Source organism: Streptomyces sp. NPDC047886, from assembly GCF_043204435.1.
Taxonomy (GTDB): Bacteria; Actinomycetota; Actinomycetes; order Streptomycetales; family Streptomycetaceae; genus Streptomyces.
Window position 1 is genome coordinate 47,428 of record NZ_JBIDCF010000002.1, and the last position, 25,996, is coordinate 73,423.

Consider the following 25,996-nt stretch of genomic DNA (forward strand, 5'->3'; position numbering starts at 1 on the left):
GTCCGTCTCCTCTTTCGTCTTGCGTTCAGTCTTCATCGGTGTGCATCCGCCGCCGTACGGACAGCAGCTCCACCTCGGGCCGGGCGGCGACGAGACGCTCGCACCGGTCCAGTACCCCGGTCAGGTGCCCCACGTCCCCGGACACCATCGCGACGCCTATCTCGGCCCTGCGATGGAGATCGTGTGCTCCGGTCTCCGCCACGCTCACCGCGAATTTCCGCTGGAGCTCGGCGACGATCGGGCGGACGACGGAGCGCTTCTCCTTCAGCGACCGTACGTCGCCGAGAAGCAGGTCGAAGGACAGAGTCCCCACATACATGTGTGCCCGGATGTCCCGCCGGTTCGGGTTCGGTGGCCCCGTCAGAGCCTGGCGGGGTCACCAGAACCGTACACGCAGCGGCCGGGGCCGCTCGACGGAAATTCTTCCGCCGACCGGCCCCGGCCATCGGCTCGCGCGTCAGCCGCGCGGCTTCTCGCGCATCTCGTACGTCGCGATGACGTCGTCGACCTTGATGTCGTTGAAGTTCCCGAGGTTGATACCACCCTCGAAGCCTTCGCGGATCTCGGTGACGTCGTCCTTGAAGCGACGCAGACCCTCGATGTTGAGGTTCTCCGCGATGACCTTGCCGTCGCGGATGAGGCGGGCCTTGGTGTTGCGCTTGACCTCGCCGGAGCGGATGAGAACACCCGCGATGTTGCCCAGCTTGGACGAGCGGAAGACCTCGCGGATCTCCGCCGTGCCGAGCTCGACCTCTTCGTACTCCGGCTTGAGCATGCCCTTGAGGGCCGCCTCGATCTCCTCGATGGCCTGGTAGATCACCGAGTAGTAGCGGACGTCGACGCCCTCGCGCTCCGCCATCTGCGCGGCACGGCCGGCCGCACGGACGTTGAAGCCGATGACGATGGCGTCGGAGCCCATCGCCAGGTCGATGTCGGACTCGGTGACCGCACCCACACCGCGGTGCAGGACCCGGATGTCGACCTCTTCACCGACGTCGAGCTGGAGCAGCGAGGACTCGAGAGCCTCGACCGAACCGGACGCGTCGCCCTTGATGATGAGGTTGAGTTCCTGGATCTGACCGGCCTTGAGCACCTTGTCGAGGTCCTCGAGGGACACCCGGCGGGTGCGCTTGGCGAAGGCGGCGTTGCGCTCGCGCGCAGCGCGCTTCTCGGCGATCTGGCGGGCCGTGCGGTCCTCGTCCACGACGAGGAAGTTGTCGCCGGCGCCCGGGACGTTGGTGAGACCCAGGACCAGGACGGGGGTCGAGGGACCCGCTTCCTCGACGTTGTTGCCCTTGTCGTCGAGCATGGCCCGGACACGGCCGTACGCGTCGCCGACGACCATCGTGTCGCCGACCCGCAGCGTGCCGCGCTGGACCAGGACGGTCGCGACGGCGCCGCGGCCACGGTCGAGGTGCGACTCGATGGCGATGCCCTGCGCGTCCTGCTCCGGGTTGGCCCGCAGGTCGAGCGAGGCGTCCGCCGTGAGGATCACGGCCTCCAGCAGGGAGTCGATGTGCAGACCCTGCTTGGCGGAGATGTCGACGAACATGGTGTCGCCGCCGTACTCCTCGGCGACCAGGCCGTACTCGGTCAGCTGACCGCGCACCTTGACCGGGTCGGCACCCTCGACGTCGATCTTGTTGACCGCGACCACGATCGGCACGTCGGCCGCCTTGGCGTGGTTCAGCGCCTCGATCGTCTGGGGCATCACACCGTCGTTCGCCGCCACCACGAGGATCGCGATGTCGGTGGACTTGGCACCACGGGCACGCATGGCGGTGAACGCCTCGTGACCGGGGGTGTCGATGAAGGTGATCCGGCGCTCTTCGTCGTTGACCTGGGTGGCCACCTGGTACGCACCGATGTGCTGGGTGATGCCACCGGCCTCGCCCGCGACGACGTTGGTCTTGCGGATGGCGTCGAGCAGTCGGGTCTTACCGTGGTCGACGTGACCCATGACGGTCACGACCGGCGGACGCGGCGTCAGGTACTCCTCGCCGCCCTCGTCCTCGCCCCACTCGAGGTCGAAGGACTCGAGCAGCTCGCGGTCCTCCTCCTCCGGGCTGACGATCTGAACCGTGTAGTTCATCTCGTCGCCGAGGAGCTGCAGCGTCTCGTCGGAGACGGACTGCGTGGCCGTGACCATCTCGCCGAGGTTCATCATGACCGCGACGAGCGACGCCGGGTTGGCGTTGATCTTCTCCGCGAAGTCGGTGAGGGACGCACCGCGCGACAGGCGAACGGTCTCGCCGTTGCCGCGAGGCAGCATCACGCCGCCGACCGACGGGGCCTGCATGGCCTCGTACTCCTGGCGCCTCTGCCGCTTCGACTTACGGCCACGACGCGCGGGACCGCCGGGGCGACCGAAGGCGCCCTGCGTGCCACCACGGCCACCGGGGCCACCGGGACGGCCGCCGAAGCCGCCGGGACGACCGCCGAAGCCGCCGCCACCGCCGCCGGGACCACCGGGACGACCGCCGCCGCCACCACCGGGACCGGCCGGACGGCCGGCGAAGCCGCCACCGCCACCGCCGGGACGGCCGGCGAAGCCGCCGCCACCGGGACGACCGCCGCCGGGACCACCCGGACGGCCGCCGCTCGCGGGACCGCGACCGCCGCCACCGGGGCCGGGACGCGGGCCGGCAGCGGGACGCTGCGGCATCATGCCCGGGTTCGGGCGGTTACCGGCCGGACCGCCACCCGGGCGCGGGGCCTGCGGGCGCGGCATGGAGCCGGGGGTGGGACGCGGACCGCCGGGGCCCGCCTGCGGACGGGGACCGCCCTGGCCGGGAGCACCCTGCGGGCGCGGACCGCCACCGGGGGCACCGGGGCCGCCGTGGCCGCCGGCCGGTCGGGGTGCGCCGCCCGGACGGGGCGCCTGCGGGCGCGCCATCCCGGTGGAGCCACCAGAGGTGAACGGGTTGTTGCCGGGACGCGGACCCGCGGGACGGGCACCGCCCGGACGCGGGGCCTGCTGACCGCCCGGACGCGGGGCGCCGGGACGGGCACCGCCCTGACCGCGCTCGCCCTGCGGGCGGCCGGCGGGACGGGGGCCGGGGGCGGCACCGGGCCGCGTACCGGCGGCCGGAGCCGACGGAGGCGCGGTGAACTCGGGCTTGGCCGGGGCCGCGGGCGCCGGCTTCGGCGCGGCGGCGGGCTTGGGGCCCGGGGTGGGACGCGGGCCGGGGGCCGGCGCCGCGGGCTTCTCGGCCGCCGCGGGCTTCGGCGCGGGAGCGCCGGGCTTCGGGGCGGCGGGACGGGCCACCTGCGCCGGGGACGGCGCGGCGGACGAGGGGGTGCCACCGGCGCGCTTGGCGGCGGGGGCGGGCGCGGCCTTGCGGGGCGCGCCGGGCTTGGCAGCGGACTTGCCGGCGGTGCCGCCGGGGCCCTGCAAAGCATCGGTCAACTTGCGGACAACCGGCGCCTCGATCGTCGATGACGCCGAACGGACGAATTCACCGAGTTCTTGGAGCTTGGCCATGACGACCTTGCTCTCCACGCCGAACTCCTTGGCGAGTTCGTATACCCGGACCTTAGCCACTTCGCTCCTTTGAGGTCCGGTTACCGCCGGACCGTTGCTACTTCATGGGCGTACTCATCGCGTACTCATCGAGTGCTCATCGCAATCTCGACCTACTTCCAACTCGCGAGGTACCTGACCGCACGGGGTGATCCGTGCCGTACTTCTTCTTACGGTGTCGCCTGCTCGACGTATTGGCGTACGTCCGCGGTGTCGAGCGGTCCTGGAACCCTGAGGCTCCGGGGGAACGCCCGGCGGCGGACCGCCAGGTCCAGACAGGCCGGGACGGGATGCAGATACGCACCCCGGCCGGGCAGCGTACCGCGAGGATCGGGGGCGCAGGCGCCCTTGATCACCACGATGCGCAGCAGATCGCTCTTGGCCGCTCGCTCCCGGCATCCCACACAGGTGCGTTCAGGGCATACACGGGCGTGCGTCCGGCCAGACACGGCTAAGTCTACCTCCCCGCACCGACCCCACCCCTTTGGGGCAAAAATCGAACGGTTGTTGTCGTGATCTCGTCGTGCTTCCGTCGTTGCTCAACGTGACCACGACGGAATCCATTCCCGGCCGTCACCGAAGCAGCCCCAGGGGCCGATCGGCTCCGGCCGGCTCGGGTCAGCTCCGGCCGGCTCCGCGCTCGGCGTCCCGGCCGGGGCGCTGGTCCCCGTCACGGTCCGCGCTCTGCTCGGTGTCCGGGCGGATGTCGATGCGCCAGCCGGTGAGGCGGGCGGCGAGCCGGGCGTTCTGCCCTTCCTTGCCGATCGCCAGCGACAGCTGGTAGTCCGGCACGGTCACCCGGGCCGAGCGGGCGGCGAGGTCCACGACCTCGACCTTGGAGACGCGGGCCGGGGAGAGCGCGTTCGCCACCATCTCGGCCGGGTCGTCCGACCAGTCGACGATGTCGATCTTCTCGCCGTGCAGCTCCGTCATGACGTTGCGCACACGGCTGCCCATGGGGCCGATGCAGGCACCCTTGGCGTTCAGCCCCGAACGGGTGGACCGGACGGCGATCTTGGTGCGGTGGCCGGCCTCACGGGCGATGGCCGCGATCTCGACGGAACCGTCCGCGATCTCCGGCACCTCGCGCGCGAAGAGCTTCTTCACCAGGTTGGGGTGGGTGCGCGACAGGGTGACGGAGGGACCGCGGACGCCCTTGGCGACGCGCACGACGTACGTGCGCAGCCAGGTGCCGTGCGTGTACTCCTCGCCGGGCACCTGCTCCTGCACCGGCAGGATCGCCTCAAGCTTGTCGTCCAGCTTGATCAGGACGTTCTTGGGGTCCTTGCCCTGCTGCACCTGGCCGTGCACGACGTCGCCCTCACGGCCGGCGTACTCGCCGAAGGTGACGTCGTTCTCGGCGTCCCGCAGTCGCTGCTGGATGACCTGCCGGGTGGTCGTCGCGGCGATCCGGCCGAAGTCCGACGGCGTGTCGTCGAACTCCTTGGGCTCCTGGCCCTCTTCCAGGTCGGCGGGGTCTTCCTTCGCCCACACCGTGACATGACCGGTCTGGCGGTCCAGCACGACACGGGCGTGGCGGCGGGCTCCCTCGGTGCGGTGGTAGGCGATGAGGAGGGCCGACTCGATGGTCTCGACCAGCAGGTCGAAGGGGATCTCCTTCTCTTGTGCCAAGCCCTTAAGGAGCTTCACGTCGATGTCCACGGCTACGCCTCCTCTTCCTTCTTGTCCTTGCGGCTGAACTCGATCTCCACGCGCGCCTTCGCGATGGCGGGGAACTCCACACGGCGGGCGGTCGGCTTGCGCCCCTTCACGCCCGGCACCTCCAGATCGAGCCCCTCGTCGTCCACGCCGAGGATCCGGGCGACCAGCTCGCCACCCTCGTGCAGCTGGAACTTCACGAGGCGGCCGGTGGCCCGTACGTAGTGGCGGTGCTCGGTCAGCGGGCGGTCGGCGCCCGGCGAGCTCACTTCGAGGACGTACTCGCCCTCGCCCATCGCGTCCGTCTCGTCGAGCTTCTCCGAGATGGCGCGGCTCAGCTCGGCGCAGGCGTCGAGCTCCACGCCCTCGTCCGAGTCGACGATGATCCTCAGCATCCGCCGCCGCCCCGCCCGGGAGATCTCGATCTCTTCGAGATCCAGGTGCCTGACGGTGACCAGCGGTTCCAGCAGCCCGCGCAGCCTCTCGCTCTGGGTGGTGCTCATCCGGGTGACTCCTCGGCCGCGTGTGCTGTTGTGGGATCGTCGTGTGTCAGATCAAAGGGTATCCGGTCCCGGGGGGTGTTGCCGTCCACCTCCGGACGACCCGCGGGTACGCTCGCCTGCGGTGATCTTCAGCCGGGCCGAGGGAGTGACGCGTGGGGCGCACGGGAACGACACGCAGGCGTGCGCTCGTCGCGACGGGCGCGGTGGCCGCCTCCGCGCTGGCCTCCGGGCTGCTGGCCGGGTGCGCGGGCGACGAGCCCGACGGCCCGCGCGGTCCGTCGGCGGCGGAGCGCGCACGACGGGCGGAAACGACTCTGCGGCACGGGGCGGCCGCGTCGAGCCGTGCGCTGCTGTCGCGGTACGACGAGGTGCTCGGCGCCCATCCGACGCTGCGGTCGAGACTGGCGCCGCTGCGCGAGGCGGTCGCCCTGCACGTGAAGGCGCTGGCCCCGCCGGACGAGCCGGAGGGCCCGCCGTCCCCCGCACCCGAGGCGCCCTCGGCGGCGCCCTCCACGACCGCCCCGCCCGCCGTGCCGGCGGAGCCGGGGGCCGCGCTGAAGGAGCTGGCCGCGCTGTCCTCGCGTACCGCCGCCGCCCACACCGCCACGCTGATGACCGCGCCGCCGGAGTACGCCCGGCTGCTCGCGTCCGTCGCCGCGGCGGGCTCCGCACACGCGTACCTGCTCACGGAGGGGAGCCGGTCATGACCGCCGCGCGGACACCGCAGCACACGCTGACGCCGCTGACGCCGCTGACACCGCAGACACCGCTGGGCACGGGAGCGCTGGAGACACCCCAGGCTCCACCAGCCCCCCAGGCTCCACCAGCCCCCCAGGCGCCATCGGCATCACCGGCACCTGGGGCGCCGAAGGCCGGGGAGGCCGCGAAAGCCCTGGAGGCCGCCCAGGCGGCGCTCGCGGCGGAGCACGCGGCCGTGTACGGCTACGGCGTCGTCGGCGGCCGCGCCGGGGACGACCGGCGGGCGGAGGCGACGGCGGCGCTCGCCGCGCACCGGGCACGGCGGGACGCGCTGGAGCGGACCGTGCGGGACCTGGGCGGCAGGCCGGGCGCCTCGGCACCGGCGTACGCCCTGCCGTTCCCGGTGCCGGACGCGGCGGCGGCGGTACGGCTCGCGGCCGAGCTGGAGGACCGGGTGGCGGGCGTCTACTCCGACCTCGTACGGGCGGCCGACGGGCCGCTGCGGCGGGAGGCCGCGGGCGCCCTGCGGGAAGCCGCGGTGCGGGCCGTACGGTGGCGCGGCACCGGCGTAGCCTTTCCTGGGCTCGCCGAGCGTCCGTGAGCCCGGCCTCCGGTCCTGGGGCGTCCGGTCCTGGGTTTCCGGTCCTGGGCGTCCGTGAGCACCGGCTCTGAGAGGGAACAACGCACGCATGGGTTTTGAACCGCCGCGACGACTGGAGCGGGCGCTCGGCGAGACGTACGGGGACGCCGTCGCGGGCGACTGGCTCGCCCGGCTGCCCGAGCTCGCCCGGGAAGCGGTGGACCTGCGCGGCCTGGCGACCGACCGGGTCGTGGCGCCGGGCGGCCGGAGCAGCCTGGTCGTCCTGGTGCGCCGGTCCGACGGGACGCCGGCGGCGCTGAAGGTCGCCCCGCCGTTCGCCGCACCCGAACGGAAGCGGGCCGCGCTCGCGCACTGGAACGGCTTCGGCGCCGTACGGCTGCTGGACGATCCGGCGGGCCCGGGGCCGGGACTGCTGCTTGAGCGGCTCAGGCCCGACGTGTCGCTGCGCTCACTGCCGGAGGCCAAGGCGCTGCTGGAGGCGGCGGGCACGGTGCGCCGGCTGTGGGTGGAACCGCCCGAGGGGCACGGTTTCGCGTCGGTGGCCGAGCGCACGGCGGAGCAGGCGGCGGCGATGGAGCGGCACCGGGCGGACGACGTGGCGGGGCCGCTGGTCGCGGCGGCCCTGGAGGCGCGGGACGAGCTGGTGGCGGCCGCGCCGGAGGCGCTGCTGCTGCACGGCTGCTTCCGGCAGGGCAAGGTGCTGGCGGGTGACCGGGTGCCCTGGCTCGCGGTGGGCCCTGACCCGGTGGTGGGCGAGCGGGCGTACGACCTGGCGCGGCTGGTCCGCGACCGGGTGGAGGACCTGGTCGCGGCGTCTGCCGGGGCGTCGTCGGCGCGCCGCCGGGTGAACCGGCTGGCGGACTCGCTGGAGGTGGACCGTGACCGGCTGCGCGGCTGGACGCTGTTCCGCGCGGTGGAGTCCGGGACGCGGGCGCTGGCGGCCGGGCGGCGGCAGGACGGCGAGCTGCTGCTGGAGTTCGCGGGCTGGCTGTAGGGCCAGGGCCAGGGCACTGCCATCGGGCGGCCGGGCTCCCACAGTGGGCCGTACGGGTGCACTATGGGGCATACCACCACCGGTACGCCCGGCTTCCGACGGCAGGGGATCGTCATGGTCGAGGAACTGCTCACCGCGGCAGCGCTGACGGGCACGGCCGCCGTCGCGTACGTGGCCGCCGCCGCGAAGGTCGTCAAGCAGTACGAGAAGGGTGTCGTCCTGCGCTTCGGGCGGCTGCGCAGCGGCGTCAAGGGCCCCGGCTTCACCATGATCGTTCCGTTCGTGGACCGGATGCGCAAGGTGAACATGCAGATCGTGACGCTGCCCGTGCCCGCCCAGGACGGCATCACCCGGGACAACGTCACGGTGCGCGTCGACGCCGTCATCTACTTCAAGGTGGTCGACGCGGCGGCGGCCGTCATCCGGGTCGAGGACTACCGCTTCGCGGTGTCCCAGATCGCCCAGACGTCCCTGCGGTCGATCATCGGCAAGAGCGACCTGGACGATCTGCTGTCCAACCGGGAGAAGCTCAACCAGGGCCTGGAGCTGATGATCGACAACCCGGCCGTCGAATGGGGTGTGACCATCGACCGCGTCGAGATCAAGGACGTGTCGCTGCCGGAGACGATGAAGCGCTCGATGGCCAGGCAGGCCGAGGCCGACCGCGAGCGGCGCGCCCGGCTGATCAACGCGGACGCGGAGCTCCAGGCGTCGAAGAAGCTGTCGGAGGCGGCCAGGGAGATGTCGGACACCCCGTCGGCGCTGCAGCTGCGGCTGCTGCAGACGGTGATGGCGGTGGCAGCCGAGAAGAACTCGACGCTGGTGCTGCCGATCCCGGTGGAGCTGCTGCGGTTCCTGGAGCGGTCCGCCGAGTCCGCCGAGCATCAGGTGGCGGCGGCGACGGGAGCCGTGGAGGCGGGGCGTACGGACCAGCCGCAGGTACCCGCGACGTTCGCTCCGGCCGGTGCCCGGGGCGGCGGTGGCGCGGCGCCCCGGGCGCACGAACCGGCGCCGACCGTCCCTGTCCTGGACGACGACGCCGGTACGGCGGGGTGCATCTGAGGCGTGTCGCCTCGCGGTGCGCCGGGCGCGGGCGTGTCGCCCGACCGCGGTCAGGCGCGGAGGCGGGCGATCGCCTCGTCCACGGTGAGCTCCTCGCGCTCGCCGGTGCGGCGGTCCTTCAGCTCCAGGACGCCCTCGGCCGAGCGGCGGCCGGCGACCAGGATCTTCGGCACGCCGATGAGCTCCGCGTCGGTGAACTTCACGCCGGGGGACACGCCCGCGCGGTCGTCCACCAGGACCCGCAGGCCGGCCTCGGCGAGCTTGTCGGAGACGTCCAGGGCCAGTTCGGTCTGGAGCGCCTTACCGGCGGCGACCACGTGCACGTCGGCCGGGGCGATCTCGCGGGGCCAGCACAGGCCCTGCTCGTCGGCGGTCTGCTCGGCCAGGGCGGCGACGGCGCGCGAGACTCCGACACCGTACGAGCCCATGGTGACGCGGACGGGCTTGCCGTTCTGGCCGAGGACGTCGAGCTGGAAGGCGTCGGCGTACTTGCGGCCCAGCTGGAAGATGTGGCCGATCTCGATGGCGCGGTCGAGCTTGAGGTCGCTGCCGCAGTTGGGGCAGGGGTCGTTCTCCTCGACCACGACGACGTCCAGGTAGTCGTCGACCTCGAAGTCACGGCCGGCGACGACGTTCGCGGCGTGCGTGTCGGGCTTGTTGGCGCCGGTGATCCAGGCGGTGCCGGGGGCGACGCGGGGGTCGGCGATGTAGCGGACCTTGTCCAGGCCCTGCGGGCCGACGTAGCCGCGGACCAGGTCGGGGCGGCCGGTGAAGTCGTCGGCGGTGACCAGCTCGACCGCGGCCGGGGCGAGGTGGTCCTCCAGCTTGCCCATGTCGACCTCGCGGTCGCCGGGGACGCCGACGGCGACGATCTCGCCGTCGACCTTGACCAGCAGGTTCTTCAGGGTCGCGGAGGCGGGGACGCCCAGGTGCTCGGCGAGCGTCTCGATGGTCGGGGTGTCCGGGGTGTCCAGCTCCTCGACCGGGCCGTGCGCCGAGGCGTCGGCGGGCTCGGCCCGGAAGGTGACGGCCTCGGTGTTGGCCGCGTAGTCACAGGAGGAGCAGTAGACGAACGTGTCCTCACCGGCGGCGGCCGGGGCGAGGAACTCCTCGGAGGCGGAGCCGCCCATGGCGCCGGAGACGGCGGAGACGATCTTGTGCTTGAGGCCGAGGCGCTCGAAGATCTTGATGTACGCCTCGCGGTGCAGGGCGTACGACTCCGACAGGCCCTCGTCGGTGGTGTCGAAGGAGTACGAGTCCTTCATCAGGAACTCGCGGCCGCGCAGGATGCCGGAACGGGGGCGGGCCTCGTCGCGGTACTTCGACTGGATCTGGTAGAGGATCACCGGCAGGTCCTTGTAGGACGTGCACTGGTCCTTGACCAGCTGGGTGAAGATCTCCTCGTGGGTGGGGCCGAGGAGGTAGTCGGCGCCCTTGCGGTCCTTCAGGCGGAACAGTTCGGCGCCGTACTCCTCCCAGCGGCCCGTCGCCTCGTACGGCTCCTTGGGCAGCAGGGCCGGCAGGAGGACCTCCTGCGCGCCGATGGCGTCCATCTCCTCGCGGACGACACGGGTGACGTTCTCCAGGACCTTCTTGCCGAGCGGCAGCCAGGACCAGATGCCGGCGGCGTTGCGGCGGACGTAACCGGCGCGGACGAGCAGCTTGTGGCTGAGCGTCTCGGCGTCCGCCGGGTCGTCGCGCAGTGTCTTGACCATCAACCGGGACATGCGCTGGACCTGGGCCATGGGGAACTCTCCTGCGGTGAAAAGTGTGATGGGCAGGAGGTTAGCCGGGCGGCACCGGCTGGCGGAAATCAGTTGGACCCGTTCCGCCGCTTCGGCGGCAGCCGCGCAGACCGCTCACCCCCGCTCCAGCGGCAGCCGCGCAGACCCGCTCACCCCCGCCCCAGCGGCAACCACGCCCCCATCACCGCGTACGGGCGCGAGGCGCTGGGACCCCGCACCCCGGGGGACGACCCCCGGACCCCCAGCAGACCCGCTCACCCCCGCCCCAACGGCAACCACGCCCCCATCACCGCGTACGGGCGCGAGGCGCTGGGGAAGTGGACCTGGCGGGCCAGGTCGACGTAGCCGAGCTTCCGGTACAGCTTGCGGGCGGGGCTCTCGGTGTCGATCGCGGAGAGGATCGAGCGCGGTTCGTCGGCGGTGTCGGTGATGGTGGTGATCAGCTCGCGGCCGATCCCCCGGCCCTGGTGGTCCGGGTGGACATGCAGTTCGGTGATCACGAAGGAGTCGTCGAGCCAGCTGTCGTGGCCGCCGCGGACCAGGTACGGCTGGACGACGGTGGACCACCAGTGGGTGCGGTCGTTGGGCATCCCGTACACGAAGCCGACCAGCCGTCCGGTCGGGGTGGTGGCGCCGTACGCGCGGGCGCCGCGGCAGCGCAGATGGCGCAGCACGATGTGGTGGCGCACCGCGATCTCGCCCTCGGTGAGCCCGAAGGCCAGGGCCTGCACGGCGAGCGCGTCGTCCACGCGGTCGGCGAGGTCCAGCGGTCCGACCAGCACATCATCCATGCGCCGCACCCTACTTTCCGCGCCGGGCATTCAGAACAGCACGCTCATGAAGGCGCCGACCTCACGGAATCCGACACGGCGGTACGCGGCGCGGGCCGGGGCGTTGTAGTCGTTGACGTACAGGCTGACGACGGGGGCGACATCGGCGAGTGCGTACCGCAGGACGGCCGCCATGCCGGTCTCGGACAGGCCCCGGCCGCGGTACTCGGGGGCGACCCAGACGCCCTGGATCTGGCAGGCCCTCGAGGTGGCGGCGCCGATCTCGGCCTTGAAGACGACCTTGCCGTCCTCGATCCGGGCGAAGGAGCGGCCGGAGCCGACGAGTTCGGCGACGCGCGCCTGGTAGAGGAGTCCGCCGTCGCCCGCCATCGGCGAGACGCCGACCTCCTCGGTGAACATGGCCACGCACGCCGGCATGATCACGTCCATCTCGTCCTTGCGGATGCGGCGGACGAGCGGGTCGGGTTCGATGTCGGGTGCGGGCCGCTCGGTGACCATGAGCGGCTGGTGGGGGCGGACGTCGCGGGCCGGGCCCCAGCTGGGTTCGAGCAGCCGCCACAGCTGGGCGGTGGGTTCGGCGGGGCCGACGATGGAGGAGCAGCGGCGGCCGGCGCGGCGGGCGCGGTCGGCGAAGGCGCGGACGGCTTCGGGGGTGGCGCAGATCGGCACGAGGTTCGCGCCGGAGTAGCACAGCGACCGCAGGTGTCCGTCGGTGTAGAAGCCCCACATCTCGCCGCCGAGGCGCCAGGGGTCGAGTCCGGCGACCTGGACGCGTGCGGTGACGAACGCGTTGGCGACGGGTTCGCTCTCCAGGACGGCGAGCGCGGCGCCGAGGTCACCGGGTTCGAGGACCCGGGTGGTGGTCTGCGTCAACACGAGGGGGCCTCACCATGGTCTGTCTGTCCAGGCACTGTACCTGGCGCTCCAGGGGCTGTGTCGGCCCAGTGCGAAGCCCCGCCGCGCGGGGTGCGGGCGGGGCTCTGCGGTCGGCGTGCGGTGGTGCGCCGGAAGGTCAGCCGGCGACGGAGACCTGGGGCTCGCCGGAGGCGATGCCGTCCTTCTCCATCTGCTCGGCGATCTTCAGCGCCTCTTCGATGAGGGTCTCGACGATCTTCGACTCGGGGACGGTCTTGATGACCTCGCCCTTGACGAAGATCTGGCCCTTGCCGTTGCCCGATGCGACACCGAGGTCGGCCTCGCGGGCCTCGCCGGGGCCGTTGACGACGCAGCCCATGACGGCGACGCGCAGCGGCACCTCCATGCCCTCCAGGCCGGCGGTGACCTCGTCGGCGAGCTTGTAGACGTCGACCTGGGCGCGGCCGCAGGACGGGCAGGAGACGATCTCCAGGCGGCGCTGGCGCAGGTTCAGGGACTCCAGGATCTGGATGCCGACCTTGACCTCTTCGGCGGGCGGCGCGGACAGCGAGACGCGGATGGTGTCGCCGATGCCCTCGCTGAGCAGTGCGCCGAAGGCGACCGCCGACTTGATGGTGCCCTGGAACGCGGGGCCGGCCTCGGTGACGCCGAGGTGCAGCGGGTAGTCGCACCGGGCGGCGAGCTGGCGGTAGGCGTTGACCATGACGACCGGGTCGTTGTGCTTGACCGAGATCTTGATGTCGTGGAAGCCGTGCTCCTCGAAGAGGGACGCCTCCCACAGGGCGGACTCGACGAGGGCCTCGGGGGTGGCCTTGCCGTACTTCTCCAGCAGGCGCCGGTCGAGGGAGCCCGCGTTGACGCCGATCCGGATGGGGGTGCCGGCCGAGCCCGCGGCCTTCGCGATCTCCTTGACCTTGTCGTCGAACTGCTTGATGTTGCCCGGGTTGACCCGGACGGCGGCGCAGCCGGCGTCGATCGCGGCGAAGACGTACTTGGGCTGGAAGTGGATGTCCGCGATCACGGGGATCTGGGACTTCTTCGCGATGGTGGCCAGCGCGTCGGCGTCGTCCTGCGTCGGGCAGGCGACGCGCACGATCTGGCAGCCGGAGGCGGTGAGTTCGGCGATCTGCTGGAGCGTGGCACCGATGTCGGAGGTGCGGGTCGTCGTCATCGACTGCACCGACACGGGCGCGTCACCGCCGACGGCGACCGAGCCGACCTGGATCTTGCGGCTGACCCGGCGGTCGGCGAGCTTGGTCGGTACGGACGGGATACCGAGAGAAATCGCGGTCATCTGCTGTGCAACCCCAAGGTGTGGATCGAGGTCCCGAGATCGGCGGGCTCCAGGTCTTCGAGATTACAGGGGCGGGGCTCCGGGCAGCACATCGCGCCGGTGAACGCCACCCGAAGGGAGCGGCCGGGCGCCGGCGTGCGCCCGGCCGCTCGCCACCTGTGCCGTACGGCGGGGTCAGGAGATCCGTACGGGGTTCACGATGTCCGCGACCAGGACGAGCAGCGTGAAGCAGATGAAGAGGCCCGCGACGACGTAGGCGACCGGCATGAGCTTCGCGACGTCGAACGGGCCCGGGTCGGGCCGCCGGAACACCTTCGCCACGTTGCGCCGTACGGACTCCCACAGCGCGCCGGCGATGTGTCCGCCGTCCAGCGGCAGCAGCGGGAGCATGTTGAACAGGAACAGCGACAGGTTGAAGGTGGCGAGGACCATCATGAACGTCGCGACGATGCTCTCGGTCGGGACGTCGAGGTTCATGACCTCACCGCTGATCCGGGCGGCGCCGACGACGCCGACCGGGGAGTCGGCCTTGCGCTCCCCGTCGCCGAAGGCGGCGTCCCACAGGTCGGGGATCTTGGAGGGCAGCGCGACGACGGCCTGGACGCCGTCCTCGATCATGTCGCCCATCCGCTCGACGGACTGGCCGAAGGTGAGGGGCAGGATCTCGCTCTTGGAGGCGAAGCCGAGGTATCCGGCCGCGACGAACTCGCCGGGGACGACCTCTCCGTCGGCGTCCTTCTTGGCCACCATGTTCTTGGCGAGGGTGGGGTGGAGGACGACTTCCTCGCCGCCGCGCTCGACGGTGAGGGTGGCGGGGCCGATGGTGTCGCGGATGTGGGCGGAGAGCGTGGGCCAGTCGGCGACGGGCTCGCCGTTGAAGGCGACGATCCTGTCGCCCTCCTTCAGCCCCGCGGCGTGCGCGGGCGAGACGGGGTCGCCCGCCGCGCACTTGTCGCGCTTCTCGCTCTGCGCGATGACGCACTTCTGGACGCCGGCGACTTCGGTGGTCTGGGTGGCGAACCCGAAGGTCATACAGACCGTGAGGAAGATCGCGGCGGCGAGGACCAGGTTCATGAACGGGCCCGCGAACATCACGATGACGCGCTTCCACGGCGTGCGCGTGTAGAAGAGCCGGGTCTCGTCGCCGGGCTGGAGCTCCTCGTACGCGGCGGTGCGGGCGTCCTCGATCATGCCGCGCCACGGCGAGGTGGAGCGGGCCTCGATCCGGCCGTCCTCGCCGGGCGGGAACATCCCGATCATGCGGATGTAGCCGCCCATGGGGATGGCCTTGATGCCGTACTCGGTCTCGCCCTTGCGCCGCGACCAGAGCGTCGGGCCGAAGCCGACCATGTACTGGGGCACCCGGATGCCGAAGAGCTTGGCCGTGGAGAGGTGGCCGAGCTCGTGCCAGGCGATGGAGAAGAGCAGGCCGAAGGCGAAGAGCGCGATGCCCAGGATGGTGAGAAGAATGGTCATGCGCGCGCCTCCACCGGCTGCTCTCCGCTGATCTTCCGTGCCGTCTCACGAGCCCGGGCGCGCGCCCAGGTCTCCGCTTCGAGGACGTCCGCCACCGTGAGGGAAGTTCCCCGGGCGGGGGTCCCGTGTTCGGTGACGACAGCGGTGACCGTATCCATGATTCCGGTGAACGGCAGGCGTCCGGCGAGAAACGCCTCCACGCACTCCTCGTTCGCGGCGTTGAACACGGCGGGTGCGGTGCCGCCGAGCTCACCGACGTGCCTGGCGAGGCCGACGGACGGGAACGCCTCGGTGTCCAGCGGGAAGAACTCCCACGTGGAGGCGGTGGACCAGTCGAAGGCGGGGGCCGCGTCGGGTACGCGCTCGGGCCAGCCGATGCCGATGGCGATGGGGCCGCGCATGTCGGGCGGGGTGGCCTGGGCGAGGGTGGAGCCGTCGGTGAACTCGACCATGGAGTGCACATACGACTGGGGGTGGACGACGACCTCGATGCGGTCGAACGGGATGTCGTAGAGCAGATGGGCCTCGATCACCTCCAGGCCCTTGTTGACCAGGGTCGCGCTGTTGACGGTGATCACCGGGCCCATGGCCCAGGTGGGGTGCGCGAGGGCGTCCTCGCGGGTGACGTGGGCCAGCTCCGCCTTCGTACGGCCTCGGAAGGGGCCGCCGGACGCGGTGACGACGAGCTTGCGGACGTCGGCGCGGGTGCCGGCGGCGAGGGCCTGGAACAGTGCGGCGTGCTCGGAGTCGACCGGAATGATCTGGCCGGGCTTGGCGAGGGCCTTCACCAGGGGGCCGCCGACGATCAGCGACTCCTTGTTGGCGAGGGCGAGGGTGCGGCCGGCTTCGAGTGCGGCGAGCGTGGGGGCCAGGCCGATGGAACCGGTGATGCCGTTGAGGACGGTGTGGCATTCCGACGCCGCGACCTGGGTGGCGGCGTCGGGCCCGGCGATGATCTCGGGCAGCGGCTCGCCCGCGTACCGCTCCGTCAGCGCGTCGCGCAGCTCGGGCACCGCGTCCTCGCGGGCCACCGCGACCGTACGGACCCGCAGCCGGTGCGCCTGGTCGGCGAGGAGGCCCGGTCGGCCGCCCGCGGCGGACAGCGCGGTGACGCGGAACCGGTCGGGGTTGCGCAGCACCAGGTCGATGGCCTGGGTGCCGATGGACCCGGTGGAGCCGAGGACGACGATGTCCCGGCGGCCTTCGGCCGGATCGAAGGCGATGTGCGGGTCGGCGAGGGGTGCGGGTGCGCTGTCGCTCATGGACACCATTCTTGCCGCATCCGGCGGGGGCGGTGACCACGGGTGCGGGTCCCGGGCCGGGCCGTCGGGCCCGGGACCGTTCTCACCGTGCCCGCCGGACGCGGCCGGGGCGCCGGTGCGTCAGCGGATGGGGCGGTGGACGTTCTCCCGGGTGGAGGGGCCCGGCGTGGCGTCGGCGATCCAGGGTCCTTCGCCGCTCGGGTCGAGAACGCCCTCCTCCAGCCAGGTGTAGCGGCCGGCGAGCACGCCCTTGACGACGGTGCGGTCCTGGTCGTCGGTGTTGTGCCAGAGACGGCCGAAGAGCTCCTCGACGCGGATGCGGGACTGGCGGCAGAACACGTCGGCGAGTTCGTACGCCGCGCGGCCGTGGTCGCCCTGCGTCCGCAGCAGTTCGGCGCGTACGCAGGCGGCGCTCATCGCGAACAGTTCGGCGCCGATGTCCACGATCCGGCCCAGGAACCCCTGTTTGGTCTCCATCCGGCCCTGCCAGCGGGACATGGCGTAGAACGTGGACCGGGCGAGCTTGCGGGAGGTCCGCTCGACGTACCGCAGGTGGGTGGCGAGGTCGGCGTGGCCGCGCGGGTGGAAGTCCCCGTAGGCGCCGGGCAGCTGGCCCGGCCCGGCGACGAGCTTGGGCAGCCAGCGGGCGTAGAAGGCGGTGGCGTGGGCGCCCGCCTTCGCCTTGTCGCCGAGGGTCTTGTCGGGGTCGATGATGTCGCCGGCGACCGCGAGGTGGGCGTCGACGGCCTCGCGGGCGATCAGCAGGTGCATGATCTCGGTGGAGCCCTCGAAGATCCGGTTGATGCGCAGGTCGCGCAGGAGCTGCTCCACGGGGACGGGGCGTTCGCCGCGGGCGGCGAGGGAGTCGGCGGTCTCGTAGCCGCGGCCGCCGCGGATCTGGACGAGTTCGTCGGCCATGAGCCAGGCCATCTCGGAGCCGTACAGCTTGGCGAGGGCCGCCTCGATGCGGATGTCGTTGCGGTCCTCGTCGGCCATCTGGCTGGACAGGTCGAGGACGGCTTCGAGGGCGAAGGTGGTGGCGGCGATGAAGGAGATCTTCGCGCCGACGGCCTCGTGGCGGGCGACCGGCCTGCCCCACTGTTCGCGGACGGCGCTCCACTCGCGGGCGATCTTCAGGCACCACTTGCCGGCGCCCGCGCACATGGCGGGCAGGGACAGGCGGCCGGTGTTGAGGGTGGTGAGCGCGATCTTGAGGCCGGAGCCCTCGGGGCCGATGCGGTTCTCGGCGGGTACCCGGACGCGGTGGAAGCGCGTGACGCCGTTCTCCAGGCCGCGCAGGCCCATGAAGGCGTTGCGGTTCTCGACGGTGATGCCCTCGGACGCGGCTTCGACGACGAACGCGGTGATGCCGCCCTTGTGGCCGTCCGACTTCGGTACCCGGGCCATGACGACGAGGAGGTCGGCGACGACGCCGTTGGTGGTCCAGAGCTTCACCCCGTCGAGGACGTACGCGTCGCCGTCGGGGACGGCGGTGGTGGCGAGGCGGGCCGGGTCGGAGCCGACGTCCGGCTCGGTGAGCAGGAACGCGGAGATGTCGGTACGGGCCAGGCGCGGCAGGAAGGTCTCCTTCTGCTCGGGCGTCCCGAAGATCTTCAGCGGCTGCGGTACGCCGATCGACTGATGCGCGGAGAGGAGCGCGCCGACGGCGGGACTCACGGAGCCGACCAGCGCGAGGGCCTTGTTGTAGTACACCTGGGTGAGGCCGAGGCCGCCGTACTTGGTGTCGATCTTCATGCCGAGCGCGCCGAGCTCCTTCAGGCCGTCGATCACCGCGTCGGGGATGCGGGCCTCGCGCTCGATCAGGGCTCCGTCGATCTTCGTCTCGCAGAAGTCGCGGAGTTTGGCGAGGAACTCCTCGCCGCGCTGGATGTCGTCGTCCGGCGGCATGGGGTGCGGGTGGATGAGGTCGAGCCGGAAGCGGCCGAGGAACAGTTCCTTGGCGAAGCTCGGTTTGTGCCAGTCCTGCTGACGTGCCGCCTCGGCGACCTGCCGGGCTTCTCGCTCGGAGACTTTGGGCTGGGGGTGGGTGCCGGGCATGAGGGCTCACCTCGCCGCTGATCGGGGGCGGCCGGCCGGTCGTCCTACCGGTCGGTGCTACCCATCCGTATTACCCGATGACAGCGCGTACGAAAATACGGAAAGGCGGCCCGAGCCCCCGCACAGTGGGCTCGGGCCGCCGGCTCGTGGGCCGTACGAGTGACCTACAGGGCCAGGCCGGTGAGGACCAGCACCCGCTCGTACGTGTAGTCGTCCATGGCGTAGCGCACGCCCTCGCGGCCGACGCCGGACTGCTTGACGCCGCCGTACGGCATCTGGTCGGCGCGGTAGGACGGGACGTCGCCGACGATCACGCCGCCGACCTCCAGGGTGCGGTGCGCGCGGAAGGCGGTCTGCAGGTCGTGGGTGAAGACGCCCGCCTGCAGGCCGAACTTGGAGTCGTTGACCGCGGCGAACGCGGCGGCCTCCCCGTCCGTCCGGTGCAGGGTGAGGACCGGGCCGAAGACCTCCTCGCAGGCGAGGGTGACATCGGCGGGCAGGTCCGCGAGCACGGTGGGGGCGTAGCTGGCGCCCTCCCGCTTGCCGCCGGTCAGCAGGGTGGCGCCGGCCTTGACGGCCTCGTCCACCCACGACTCGACGCGCTTCGCGGCGTCCTCGCTGACCAGCGGGCCGACGTCGGTGCTGTCGTCGGACGGGTCGCCGGTGCCCTGCGCCTCGACGGCCGCGACGACCTTCGGGACGAGCCGGTCGTAGACGGCGGCGTCCGCGATGACGCGCTGCACGGAGATGCAGGACTGGCCGGCCTGGTAGTTGGAGAAGGTGGCGATCCGGGTCGCCGCCCAGTCCAGGTCCTCTTCGGAGGCCCAGTCGGCGAGGACGACGGCCGCGGCGTTGCCGCCGAGCTCCAGGGTGCAGTGCTTGTGCGGCACGGACTCCTGGATGGCGTAGCCGACCTTGTCGGAGCCGGTGAAGGAGATCACCGGCAGGCGCTCGTCCTGGACGAGGGCGGGCATGCGGTCGTTGGTGACCGGCAGCACCGACCAGGAACCGGCGGGCAGCTCGGTCTCGGCGAGCAGCTCGCCGAGGACGAGGCCGGACAGCGGCGTGGCGGGGGCCGGCTTGAGGATGATGGGCGCGCCGACGGCGATGGCCGGGGCGACCTTGTGTGCGCACAGGTTCAGCGGGAAGTTGAACGGCGCGATGCCGAGGACGACGCCCTTGGGGAAGCGGCGGGTCAGGGCGAGCCGGCCGGTGCCGCCGGCGTCGGTGTCGAGGCGCTGGGCCTCGCCGCCGTTGAAGCGCCGCGCCTCCTCCGCCGCGAACCGGAACACCGACACCGCGCGGCCGACCTCGCCGCGGGCCCACTTGACGGGCTTGCCGTTCTCGGCGGAGATCAGCTGGGCGATCTCCTCGGTCCGCTCGACGAGCCGCTTCGACACATGGTCGAGGGCCGCGGCGCGGACGTGGGCGGGCGTCGCGGCGAACTCGTCCACGACGGCGTGGGCGGCGGCCACCGCCTCCTCGACCTGGGCGTCGGTGGGCACGGCGACCTTGCCGACGACGCGGCCGTCCCAGGGCGATGTGACGTCGAAGGTGGTCTCGCCGGTGGCCTGACGGCCGGCGAGCCAGAAGGCGTGGGTGGCGGTCATCGCGGTCCCGGCCCTTTCACGTGGGAGATGGGTGTGTGCTCACACGGTAGGGCCGGGGGCCGGCGCGGTCGTTTGTCCGTGGTGGAGTGGTCGGCGTGCCGCTCCCGCCGGTTCGGCAGATGCACAACCGCCGGGCGGGACCCCACCCCCGCTCACGAGCGGCGCTCGGTGCTCACGATCAGGCACACACCCGCCACGACGACGGCACCGCCCAGCGCGATCGGCCAGGTCAGAGCCTCGTCGACGATCAGCCAGCCGAGGAGGACGGCGACGACCGGGTTGACGTACGCGTACGTCGCGACGAGGGAGAGCGGCGCCTTCTGAAGAAGCCACGCGTACGCCGTGAACGCGATGATCGAGCCGAACAGGACGAGGTAGGCGAACGCGGTCCAGGACCTGGCAGACACCGCGGCGAGGTCCAGCCCCCGCTGTTCGCCCCTGGCGAGACCGAGCAGCAGGCAGGCGAGGCCGCCGGCGGCCATCTCGTACGCGCTGGCCGTGAACGGGTCGCGGGGCATCGGTATGCGCGCCGAGGAGAAGGACCCGACGGACCACATCACGGTCGCCACGACCACGGTGAGGACGCCGCCGATGCGTACCTCGCCGCTCAGTCCCGGGAGGGTCAGGACACCGAGTCCGGCGAGACCGAGGGCGACACCGGAGTACGCGCCGAGTCCCGGCCGCTCGCCGAAGGCGGTCCGCAGGAGGACGACCCAGGCCGGTACGACGGCGATGAGCAGCGCGGTGAGGCCCGAGGGCACGGACATCTCGGCGAGGACGACGAGCCCGTTGCCGCCGAGGAGCAGCAGCACGCCGACGAGTGCGGCGGAGCCGAGCTGCGCACGCGTGACCTTGAGTGCGCCGAGCCCCTGCCGCCAGGCGATCAGCGCCCCGAGGACGAGCCCGGCGACGACGAACCTGGCGCCGGCGGACAGGAAGGGCGGCATGGTCTCCACGACGACCCGGATGCCGAGGTAGGTGGAGCCCCACACGACGTACACGATCGCGAGGGCCGCCCAGACGGCGCCGCCGATACGGCGACGGGGCGCGGGCTTCGCGGGGGCCGGGGTCTGGGGCGCCGTGTCGACGGCAGGCGTTGTCATGCCCGCGAGAATATGAACCCGAAGTCCCGAACAGCAAAGATTCTGCCCGCTTCCGGGCAGAATCAGCCGAGAACCACAGCCGAACCGGACGGACCCCCAGAGACATATCCGCAAGAACCGGAAGCGCACCACCCCACCCCACCCGCACCGCACCCCGCCCGCACCGCACCCCGCCCGCACCGCACCCCGCCCGCACCGCACCCCGCCCGCACCGCACCCCGCCCGCACCGCACCCCTCCCCAGCCCTCCCCAGCCCTCCCCAGCCCTCCCCAGCCCTCCCCAGGCGGTCAGCCGCGAGCCGGCGGGACGGGGGTGCGCAGGGTCGCGCGCGCAGGGTCGGCGGTCGTCGCCGGGTTCGCCGTACCGGGACCCGCCGCCCGCCGACCCGAGCACGTGAGCCCGGAGCGCCCACGGCCCCACCACACCGCCCGCCGCGGGCCGGCACGGCGGGGGCGGGGCAGCGTCAGGACGCGGGGCGGTCGCCGGTGGCCTTGAGGGCCAGCCACAGCTCCATACGGGCGTCCGGGTCGTCCAGGGAACGGCCGAGGATCTCCTCCACGCGGCGCATCCGGTAGCGCAGGGTGTGCCGGTGCACGCCCAGGTCCGCCGCCGCCGCGTCCCACTGCCCGTGCCGCGACAGCCAGGCGCGCAGGGAGGCCACCAGGTCGCCCCGGCCGGTCGCGTCGTGCTCGTACAGCGCCCGCAGCATGCCGTCGGCGAACGCCCGCACCGCGTCGTCGGCGAGCAGCGGCAGCACCGAGCCCGCCGCCAGCTCCTCGTGCTCGACCAGGGCGCGGCCCCGCCTGCGGGCCACCGACAGGGCCTGTTCGGCCTGCTTGTACGCGGCCGCGGCCGCTATCGGCCCCGTCGGCGCCGACAGACCGATGACGACCTGCGCGTCCTCCGCCTCCTGCGCGGCGTACGCGTCGCACGCGGTGACCACCGCTCCCCCGTCGCCCGCCACCACGATCAGCCGGTCGTCGCCCTCGGGCACGGTGAGCACGGCCTCGCCGGCTCGGGCGGCCGCGGCCTCCAGCGTCTCGGCGAGCACGGGCAGCGCCGGCTCGACGGCCGCGCCCGCCCCCGGGGCGCCGGACCGGTCGGCAGGACGGTCGACGGCACGGTCGGCAGGACGGTCCCCCGCACCCTCCTGCGTACGGTCGCCGGCCCGCTCGCCCGTCCGCTGCTCACCCGTCGCTTCGGCGATCAGCAGCCGGAACGGGGCGTCGAGCAGCCCGCCGTACAGGTCGCCGGCGACCGCCCTGGCGTGGTCCGGCTGCCCGGCCAGCATCAGGCGCAGCACCGCGGCGCCCAGGCGCTGCTCGGCGGCCTGGAGGGAGCGGGAGCGTTCCGTCGTCAGGGTCAGCAGCGCGATCGCCGAGTGCACCGCGTACCGCTCCGCCGTGCCCAGCGGCGCGCCCGTGCCCACCGCCAGCGCGCCGCGCACCCGGCGCCCGCTGCCCAGCGACTGGAGCTCCACCCGGTCGTCGGTGCCGCCCACGACGGCGCTCGCGGGGGCGGCGCGCTCGCGCAGCCGCTCGACCTCGGAGGTGAGCCGGGCCGCGCGGCGGGCCGCCCATTCGGGTGCGGCGGTCACCACGGCGCCGGACGCGTCGTACAGCGCGGCCCAGCCGTCGACGTGGGCGGCGAGCCGCGCCACGACCGCGTCGGGCCCCTCGGCGAGCGCTGCCCGGGTCAGCTCGCGCTGTACCTCGAACCCGGCTGTGACCGCCCGGTACTGGTCGGCGGCGAGCGCGGCGGACACCGCCTTGGAGATCGCCAGGAACGGGGTGCGGCGGGGCACCTCCAGCAGCGGCAGGTCCTCTTCCCGCGCCGCGTCCAGCAGTGCCTGCGGGATCTCGTCGTAGTTGACGCCCACGGCGAAGCCGATGCCGACGACGCCCGCGCCGGCCAGCCGCCGCACATAGCGGCGCATCGCGGCGGGGTCGTCGGCGTCGAGCTTCATGGCGGTGATGAGCAGCAGCTCGCCGCCTTCCATGTACGGGACGGGGTCGGCGAGCTCGCTGACATGGGCCCAGCGCACGGGCGTGTCGAGGTGGCCCTCCCCCGCGCGCACGGTGAGCTTGAGCGCGGAGTGCTGGACGAGTGAGGCGAGCGTCAGGGGCATGGGACCGACAGGACCTTAGGGAGGGGGATTTCGCCGTCCCGTATGAACGGCGCCCCTCAATTCTGCCAGCACGTACGACAGCGGCGAACGCACGTCCACGGGCTGCGACGCCCGACACACCCGACACCCGACACCCGACACCCGACAGGAATCGACCCCGACCGACCCCCGACCGACAGCGACAGCGACAGCGACAGCGACAGCGACAGCGACAGCGCCCGACAACGCCGGACCCACCCGACAAAACCCGCTTCCGGGCGTCAGGACGTCTGCCCTGACCGCCCGCCCCGTGCTCAGGTCCGGAGGTCCACCAGGAGCGGCGGGCTGTGCTCCCCGCGGACGCCGGTCAACGACAGCACGGCATGCCCGGGGGGTACGGCGTGCGCCAGTTCGGACGCGGACCAGCGCTCGCGCTCCACCTCCCTGACCGTGACGGCCTCCGCCGTCGCCGCCTTGCCGGTGACGAGGCGGCGCATGAAGTGCAGGGCCTTGGTGAGGGGCTCGTCGGAGATGATCTGCCGGTTGGTGACGTCCCGGGTCTGCACCCACTCGGTGCCCCACACCTCGGCGAACCGCCCGCCGTCCCAGGGCGCGAGCCCCGCGAACGCCATCCGGCAGCCGACGGCGCCGAGCAGGGGGCCGCGCAGCGCCTCGGGTACGTCCTGGAGGGTGCGCAGGGCGAGCACGACGCCCGCGTGGGCCGAGCGCAGCCGCTGCACGGCGCGCACCGAGTCGGCGGTGACGGTGTACGTGGCGTCGTCCAGGACGAGGCAGGCGAACAGCGAGCGGTCGGCGCGGGCGAGCGCCGCCTCCGTGAACTGGGCGAGCAGCAGCCGGGCGACGATCCGGGACGCCTCGGCGTGGCCGCGTTCGGGGAGGTCGACGCGGACGCGCAGCGGATGTTCGATCGCGCGCAGCGAGAACTGCCGGGTCTCGCCGGTCTCGCCGGTGTCGCCGCCGCTGCCACCGGTGCCGCCGGTACCGCGGTCGGTGCGGAAGAACCGGGCGAAGGCGGGGCGGTCCAGGAACGCGACGCGCTCGGCGAGCAGGACGCCGGTCTCGTCGCCGCGCCCGGACTGCCGGTCGCGGGCGTCGAGCTCGCGTAGCTGTGCCGGGTCGTGGGCGACGGCCGCGCGGAGGTCGGCGAGGGCCTGGGGCGAGCCGCCGAGGAGGTCGCGCAGCTCCGGTACGGCGGGGAAGCGGCCGTGCGCGGCGCGGAACGGGCCGATGAGCTGGGCCAGGGTGGTGGCGGCGCGGCGGCTGTCGGGGACGAGGTCGCCGACGAGGGCCTCGGCGAGCATCCGGGCGGCCTCGTCCGGGTCGTCGGCGCCGCCGTACAGGTCGAGGTCGTGCCGGGAGCCGGGCCTGCCGATCCCGATGACGACGTCGAAGGCGTCGTCGGGGGCGAGCGCGGCGCCCTGGTCGGTGACGGCGATGACGGCCGCGCGGCCGCTGAGCGCCTGGAGGCACAGTGCTTCGGTGACCGGCCGGATCAGCCGTACGGTCTTGCCGGAACCGGCGGGGCCGACCGCGAGCAGCGAGGTGCCGAGCAGGTCGGGTTCCAGGGCGACGCCCGTGGTGCGGCGGGCGTACGGGTTGCGTGGGTGGTCGGCGGCGGTGCCGATGCGGACCTGTGCGGTGACCAGGTCGTGTACGGCGGTGCGCAGGGGCAGGTCGCGCACGCCCGAGGGGTGGGCGCAGGCGGCGGCGCCGTGGGCCCGTACGGAGTCGGCGAAGGCGGCGAGCCGGGACGGGTGGGTCCGTACGCCCTGCCAGGCGCGCCTGATGCGGGCGTAGTCGACGTCGCCGAGCGCCCCGGAGCGGGTGGCGTCGGCGAGCCTGGCGGCGGGTTCGACGAGTCCGGCGTCGCGCAGCTCGGGCCAGTCGGCGGGGTCGGCGCCGGGCCGGGGCGGCGGGGGCGGGGGGGTCTGCCGGCCGGGGCGCCTGCGGGCGTACCGGCGCCAGATCTCGGGTACGTGGCCGATGCGCGCGAAGAAGACGAGGAGGCCACCGCCGACGAGGGCGTAGTAGACGTAGCTGGCGGCGGCCCACAGGTCGGGTTCGGAGCGCCAGGCGTCGGGGGTGAGCGCGAGGAGCGGCCAGAGCCAGTAGCGGCCGAGGTAGCCGTTCCAGAGGAGGGACCACAGGAGCCAGCCGCTGAGCAGGGCGATCAGCGCGCCGGCGAAGAGCCGCCGGGCGGGTACGTGTTCGGGCTCTTCTTGGGGGCGCGGCCGGTGCCCGAAGCGCCAGACGCCTGGTTCGGCCTCGGGTCGGGGTGTGCGCAGCCAGTCCACGACGGACGCCCCGGTGGCGGGCGCGGGGGCACGCTCCGGCTGGGGCGGTACGGGAGGTGCGGGATGGGCACCTGGTGCGGGATGGGCACCAGGTGCGGGATGGGCACCTGGTGCGGGAGGTACGGCAGGAGTGGTGGCGGGCGCCGGCGGGGTGGCGGGCGCACCCGGCGTGGCCGACCCCGGCGGGGTGGCGGGTGGTCGCGGTGGTGGTCCGGCGGGGCGTGGCACGGGGTCGGCGTGGATGCCCCGCGCGTCGTACGACGACGTACCGTCCCTGTCCATGATTCCCTGCCCCCTGACCAGCCAGGCCGCGTCCGT

Annotated in this window: 20 protein-coding genes; 4 read left to right on the top strand and 16 right to left on the bottom strand. The window is 72.9% G+C overall.

Annotation, left to right across the window (positions count from 1 at the left end):
- Positions 1-25: 25 nt before the first annotated feature.
- The 5 genes from ACGF5U_RS05985 to rimP form a co-directional block, all read right to left on the bottom strand.
- Positions 26-319, bottom strand: a complete 294-nt coding sequence (locus ACGF5U_RS05985) for a DUF503 domain-containing protein (RefSeq protein WP_392710734.1) — start codon at positions 317-319, stop codon at positions 26-28.
- A gap of 138 nt (positions 320-457) precedes the next feature.
- Positions 458-3,544 carry a translation initiation factor IF-2 gene (infB, locus tag ACGF5U_RS05990; RefSeq protein WP_392710736.1) on the bottom strand — a complete coding sequence of 1,029 codons (3,087 nt, stop codon included), beginning with the start codon at positions 3,542-3,544 and terminating at the stop codon, positions 458-460.
- 149 nt (positions 3,545-3,693) lie between these two features.
- Positions 3,694-3,972, bottom strand: coding sequence for a YlxR family protein (locus tag ACGF5U_RS05995; RefSeq protein ID WP_392710737.1), 279 nt, complete (start codon positions 3,970-3,972; stop codon positions 3,694-3,696).
- A gap of 169 nt (positions 3,973-4,141) precedes the next feature.
- Positions 4,142-5,185 (bottom strand): transcription termination factor NusA, encoded by a 1,044-nt coding sequence (gene nusA / locus ACGF5U_RS06000; RefSeq protein WP_392710738.1) that lies wholly within the window; start codon positions 5,183-5,185, stop codon positions 4,142-4,144.
- Between the two features lie 2 nt (positions 5,186-5,187).
- Positions 5,188-5,685 (bottom strand): ribosome maturation factor RimP, encoded by a 498-nt coding sequence (rimP, locus tag ACGF5U_RS06005; RefSeq protein ID WP_392710739.1) that lies wholly within the window; start codon positions 5,683-5,685, stop codon positions 5,188-5,190.
- A 152-nt stretch (positions 5,686-5,837) separates the two neighbouring features.
- On the opposite strand from rimP, the gene ACGF5U_RS06010 reads away from it, so the two are divergent.
- The 4 genes from ACGF5U_RS06010 (at position 5,838) to ACGF5U_RS06025 (ending at position 9,041) form a co-directional block, all read left to right on the top strand.
- Positions 5,838-6,392 (top strand): hypothetical protein, encoded by a 555-nt coding sequence (locus ACGF5U_RS06010; protein WP_392710741.1) that lies wholly within the window; start codon positions 5,838-5,840, stop codon positions 6,390-6,392.
- A 185-nt stretch (positions 6,393-6,577) separates the two neighbouring features.
- The gene (locus ACGF5U_RS06015) at positions 6,578-6,985 is read left to right on the top strand and encodes a ferritin-like domain-containing protein (RefSeq protein WP_392711272.1); all 408 of its coding nucleotides are present in this window, start codon (positions 6,578-6,580) and stop codon (positions 6,983-6,985) included.
- An 88-nt stretch (positions 6,986-7,073) separates the two neighbouring features.
- Positions 7,074-7,979 (top strand): aminoglycoside phosphotransferase family protein, encoded by a 906-nt coding sequence (locus ACGF5U_RS06020; RefSeq protein WP_392710742.1) that lies wholly within the window; start codon positions 7,074-7,076, stop codon positions 7,977-7,979.
- A 114-nt stretch (positions 7,980-8,093) separates the two neighbouring features.
- Positions 8,094-9,041 (top strand): slipin family protein, encoded by a 948-nt coding sequence (locus ACGF5U_RS06025; RefSeq protein WP_392711273.1) that lies wholly within the window; start codon positions 8,094-8,096, stop codon positions 9,039-9,041.
- A gap of 50 nt (positions 9,042-9,091) precedes the next feature.
- On the opposite strand, the gene ACGF5U_RS06030 is transcribed toward ACGF5U_RS06025, so the two are convergent.
- The 11 genes from ACGF5U_RS06030 to ACGF5U_RS06080 all read right to left on the bottom strand — a co-directional run bounded on the left by ACGF5U_RS06030 (position 9,092) and on the right by ACGF5U_RS06080 (position 25,960).
- Positions 9,092-10,786, bottom strand: a complete 1,695-nt coding sequence (locus ACGF5U_RS06030) for a proline--tRNA ligase (RefSeq protein WP_392710743.1) — start codon at positions 10,784-10,786, stop codon at positions 9,092-9,094.
- 254 nt (positions 10,787-11,040) lie between these two features.
- Positions 11,041-11,577, bottom strand: a complete 537-nt coding sequence (locus ACGF5U_RS06035) for a GNAT family N-acetyltransferase (protein ID WP_392710744.1) — start codon at positions 11,575-11,577, stop codon at positions 11,041-11,043.
- A gap of 30 nt (positions 11,578-11,607) precedes the next feature.
- Complete coding sequence (locus ACGF5U_RS06040; protein WP_392710746.1) at positions 11,608-12,453, bottom strand: GNAT family N-acetyltransferase; 846 nt, start codon at positions 12,451-12,453, stop codon at positions 11,608-11,610.
- A gap of 136 nt (positions 12,454-12,589) precedes the next feature.
- Positions 12,590-13,747, bottom strand: coding sequence for a flavodoxin-dependent (E)-4-hydroxy-3-methylbut-2-enyl-diphosphate synthase (gene ispG / locus ACGF5U_RS06045; protein ID WP_392710747.1), 1,158 nt, complete (start codon positions 13,745-13,747; stop codon positions 12,590-12,592).
- A 174-nt stretch (positions 13,748-13,921) separates the two neighbouring features.
- The gene (locus ACGF5U_RS06050; RefSeq protein ID WP_392710748.1) at positions 13,922-15,223 is read right to left on the bottom strand and encodes a M50 family metallopeptidase; all 1,302 of its coding nucleotides are present in this window, start codon (positions 15,221-15,223) and stop codon (positions 13,922-13,924) included.
- Positions 15,220-16,485 carry a 1-deoxy-D-xylulose-5-phosphate reductoisomerase gene (gene dxr / locus ACGF5U_RS06055; protein ID WP_392710749.1) on the bottom strand — a complete coding sequence of 422 codons (1,266 nt, stop codon included), beginning with the start codon at positions 16,483-16,485 and terminating at the stop codon, positions 15,220-15,222. The genes ACGF5U_RS06050 and dxr overlap by 4 nt, the downstream gene beginning before the upstream one ends.
- Positions 16,486-16,605: 120 nt before the next feature.
- The gene (locus ACGF5U_RS06060) at positions 16,606-18,543 is read right to left on the bottom strand and encodes an acyl-CoA dehydrogenase family protein (RefSeq protein WP_392710750.1); all 1,938 of its coding nucleotides are present in this window, start codon (positions 18,541-18,543) and stop codon (positions 16,606-16,608) included.
- Between the two features lie 164 nt (positions 18,544-18,707).
- Positions 18,708-20,153, bottom strand: a complete 1,446-nt coding sequence (locus tag ACGF5U_RS06065) for an aldehyde dehydrogenase family protein (RefSeq protein WP_392710752.1) — start codon at positions 20,151-20,153, stop codon at positions 18,708-18,710.
- 152 nt (positions 20,154-20,305) lie between these two features.
- Entirely contained in the window at positions 20,306-21,256 is a 951-nt protein-coding gene (locus ACGF5U_RS06070) for an EamA family transporter (RefSeq protein ID WP_392710753.1), read from the bottom strand.
- Between the two features lie 463 nt (positions 21,257-21,719).
- On the bottom strand, positions 21,720-23,384 hold the full coding sequence (locus ACGF5U_RS06075; RefSeq protein ID WP_392710754.1) for a PucR family transcriptional regulator: 1,665 nt from the start codon (positions 23,382-23,384) through the stop codon (positions 21,720-21,722).
- A gap of 293 nt (positions 23,385-23,677) precedes the next feature.
- Complete coding sequence (locus ACGF5U_RS06080) at positions 23,678-25,960, bottom strand: ATP-binding protein (RefSeq protein WP_392710755.1); 2,283 nt, start codon at positions 25,958-25,960, stop codon at positions 23,678-23,680.
- Positions 25,961-25,996: the final 36 nt, after the last annotated feature.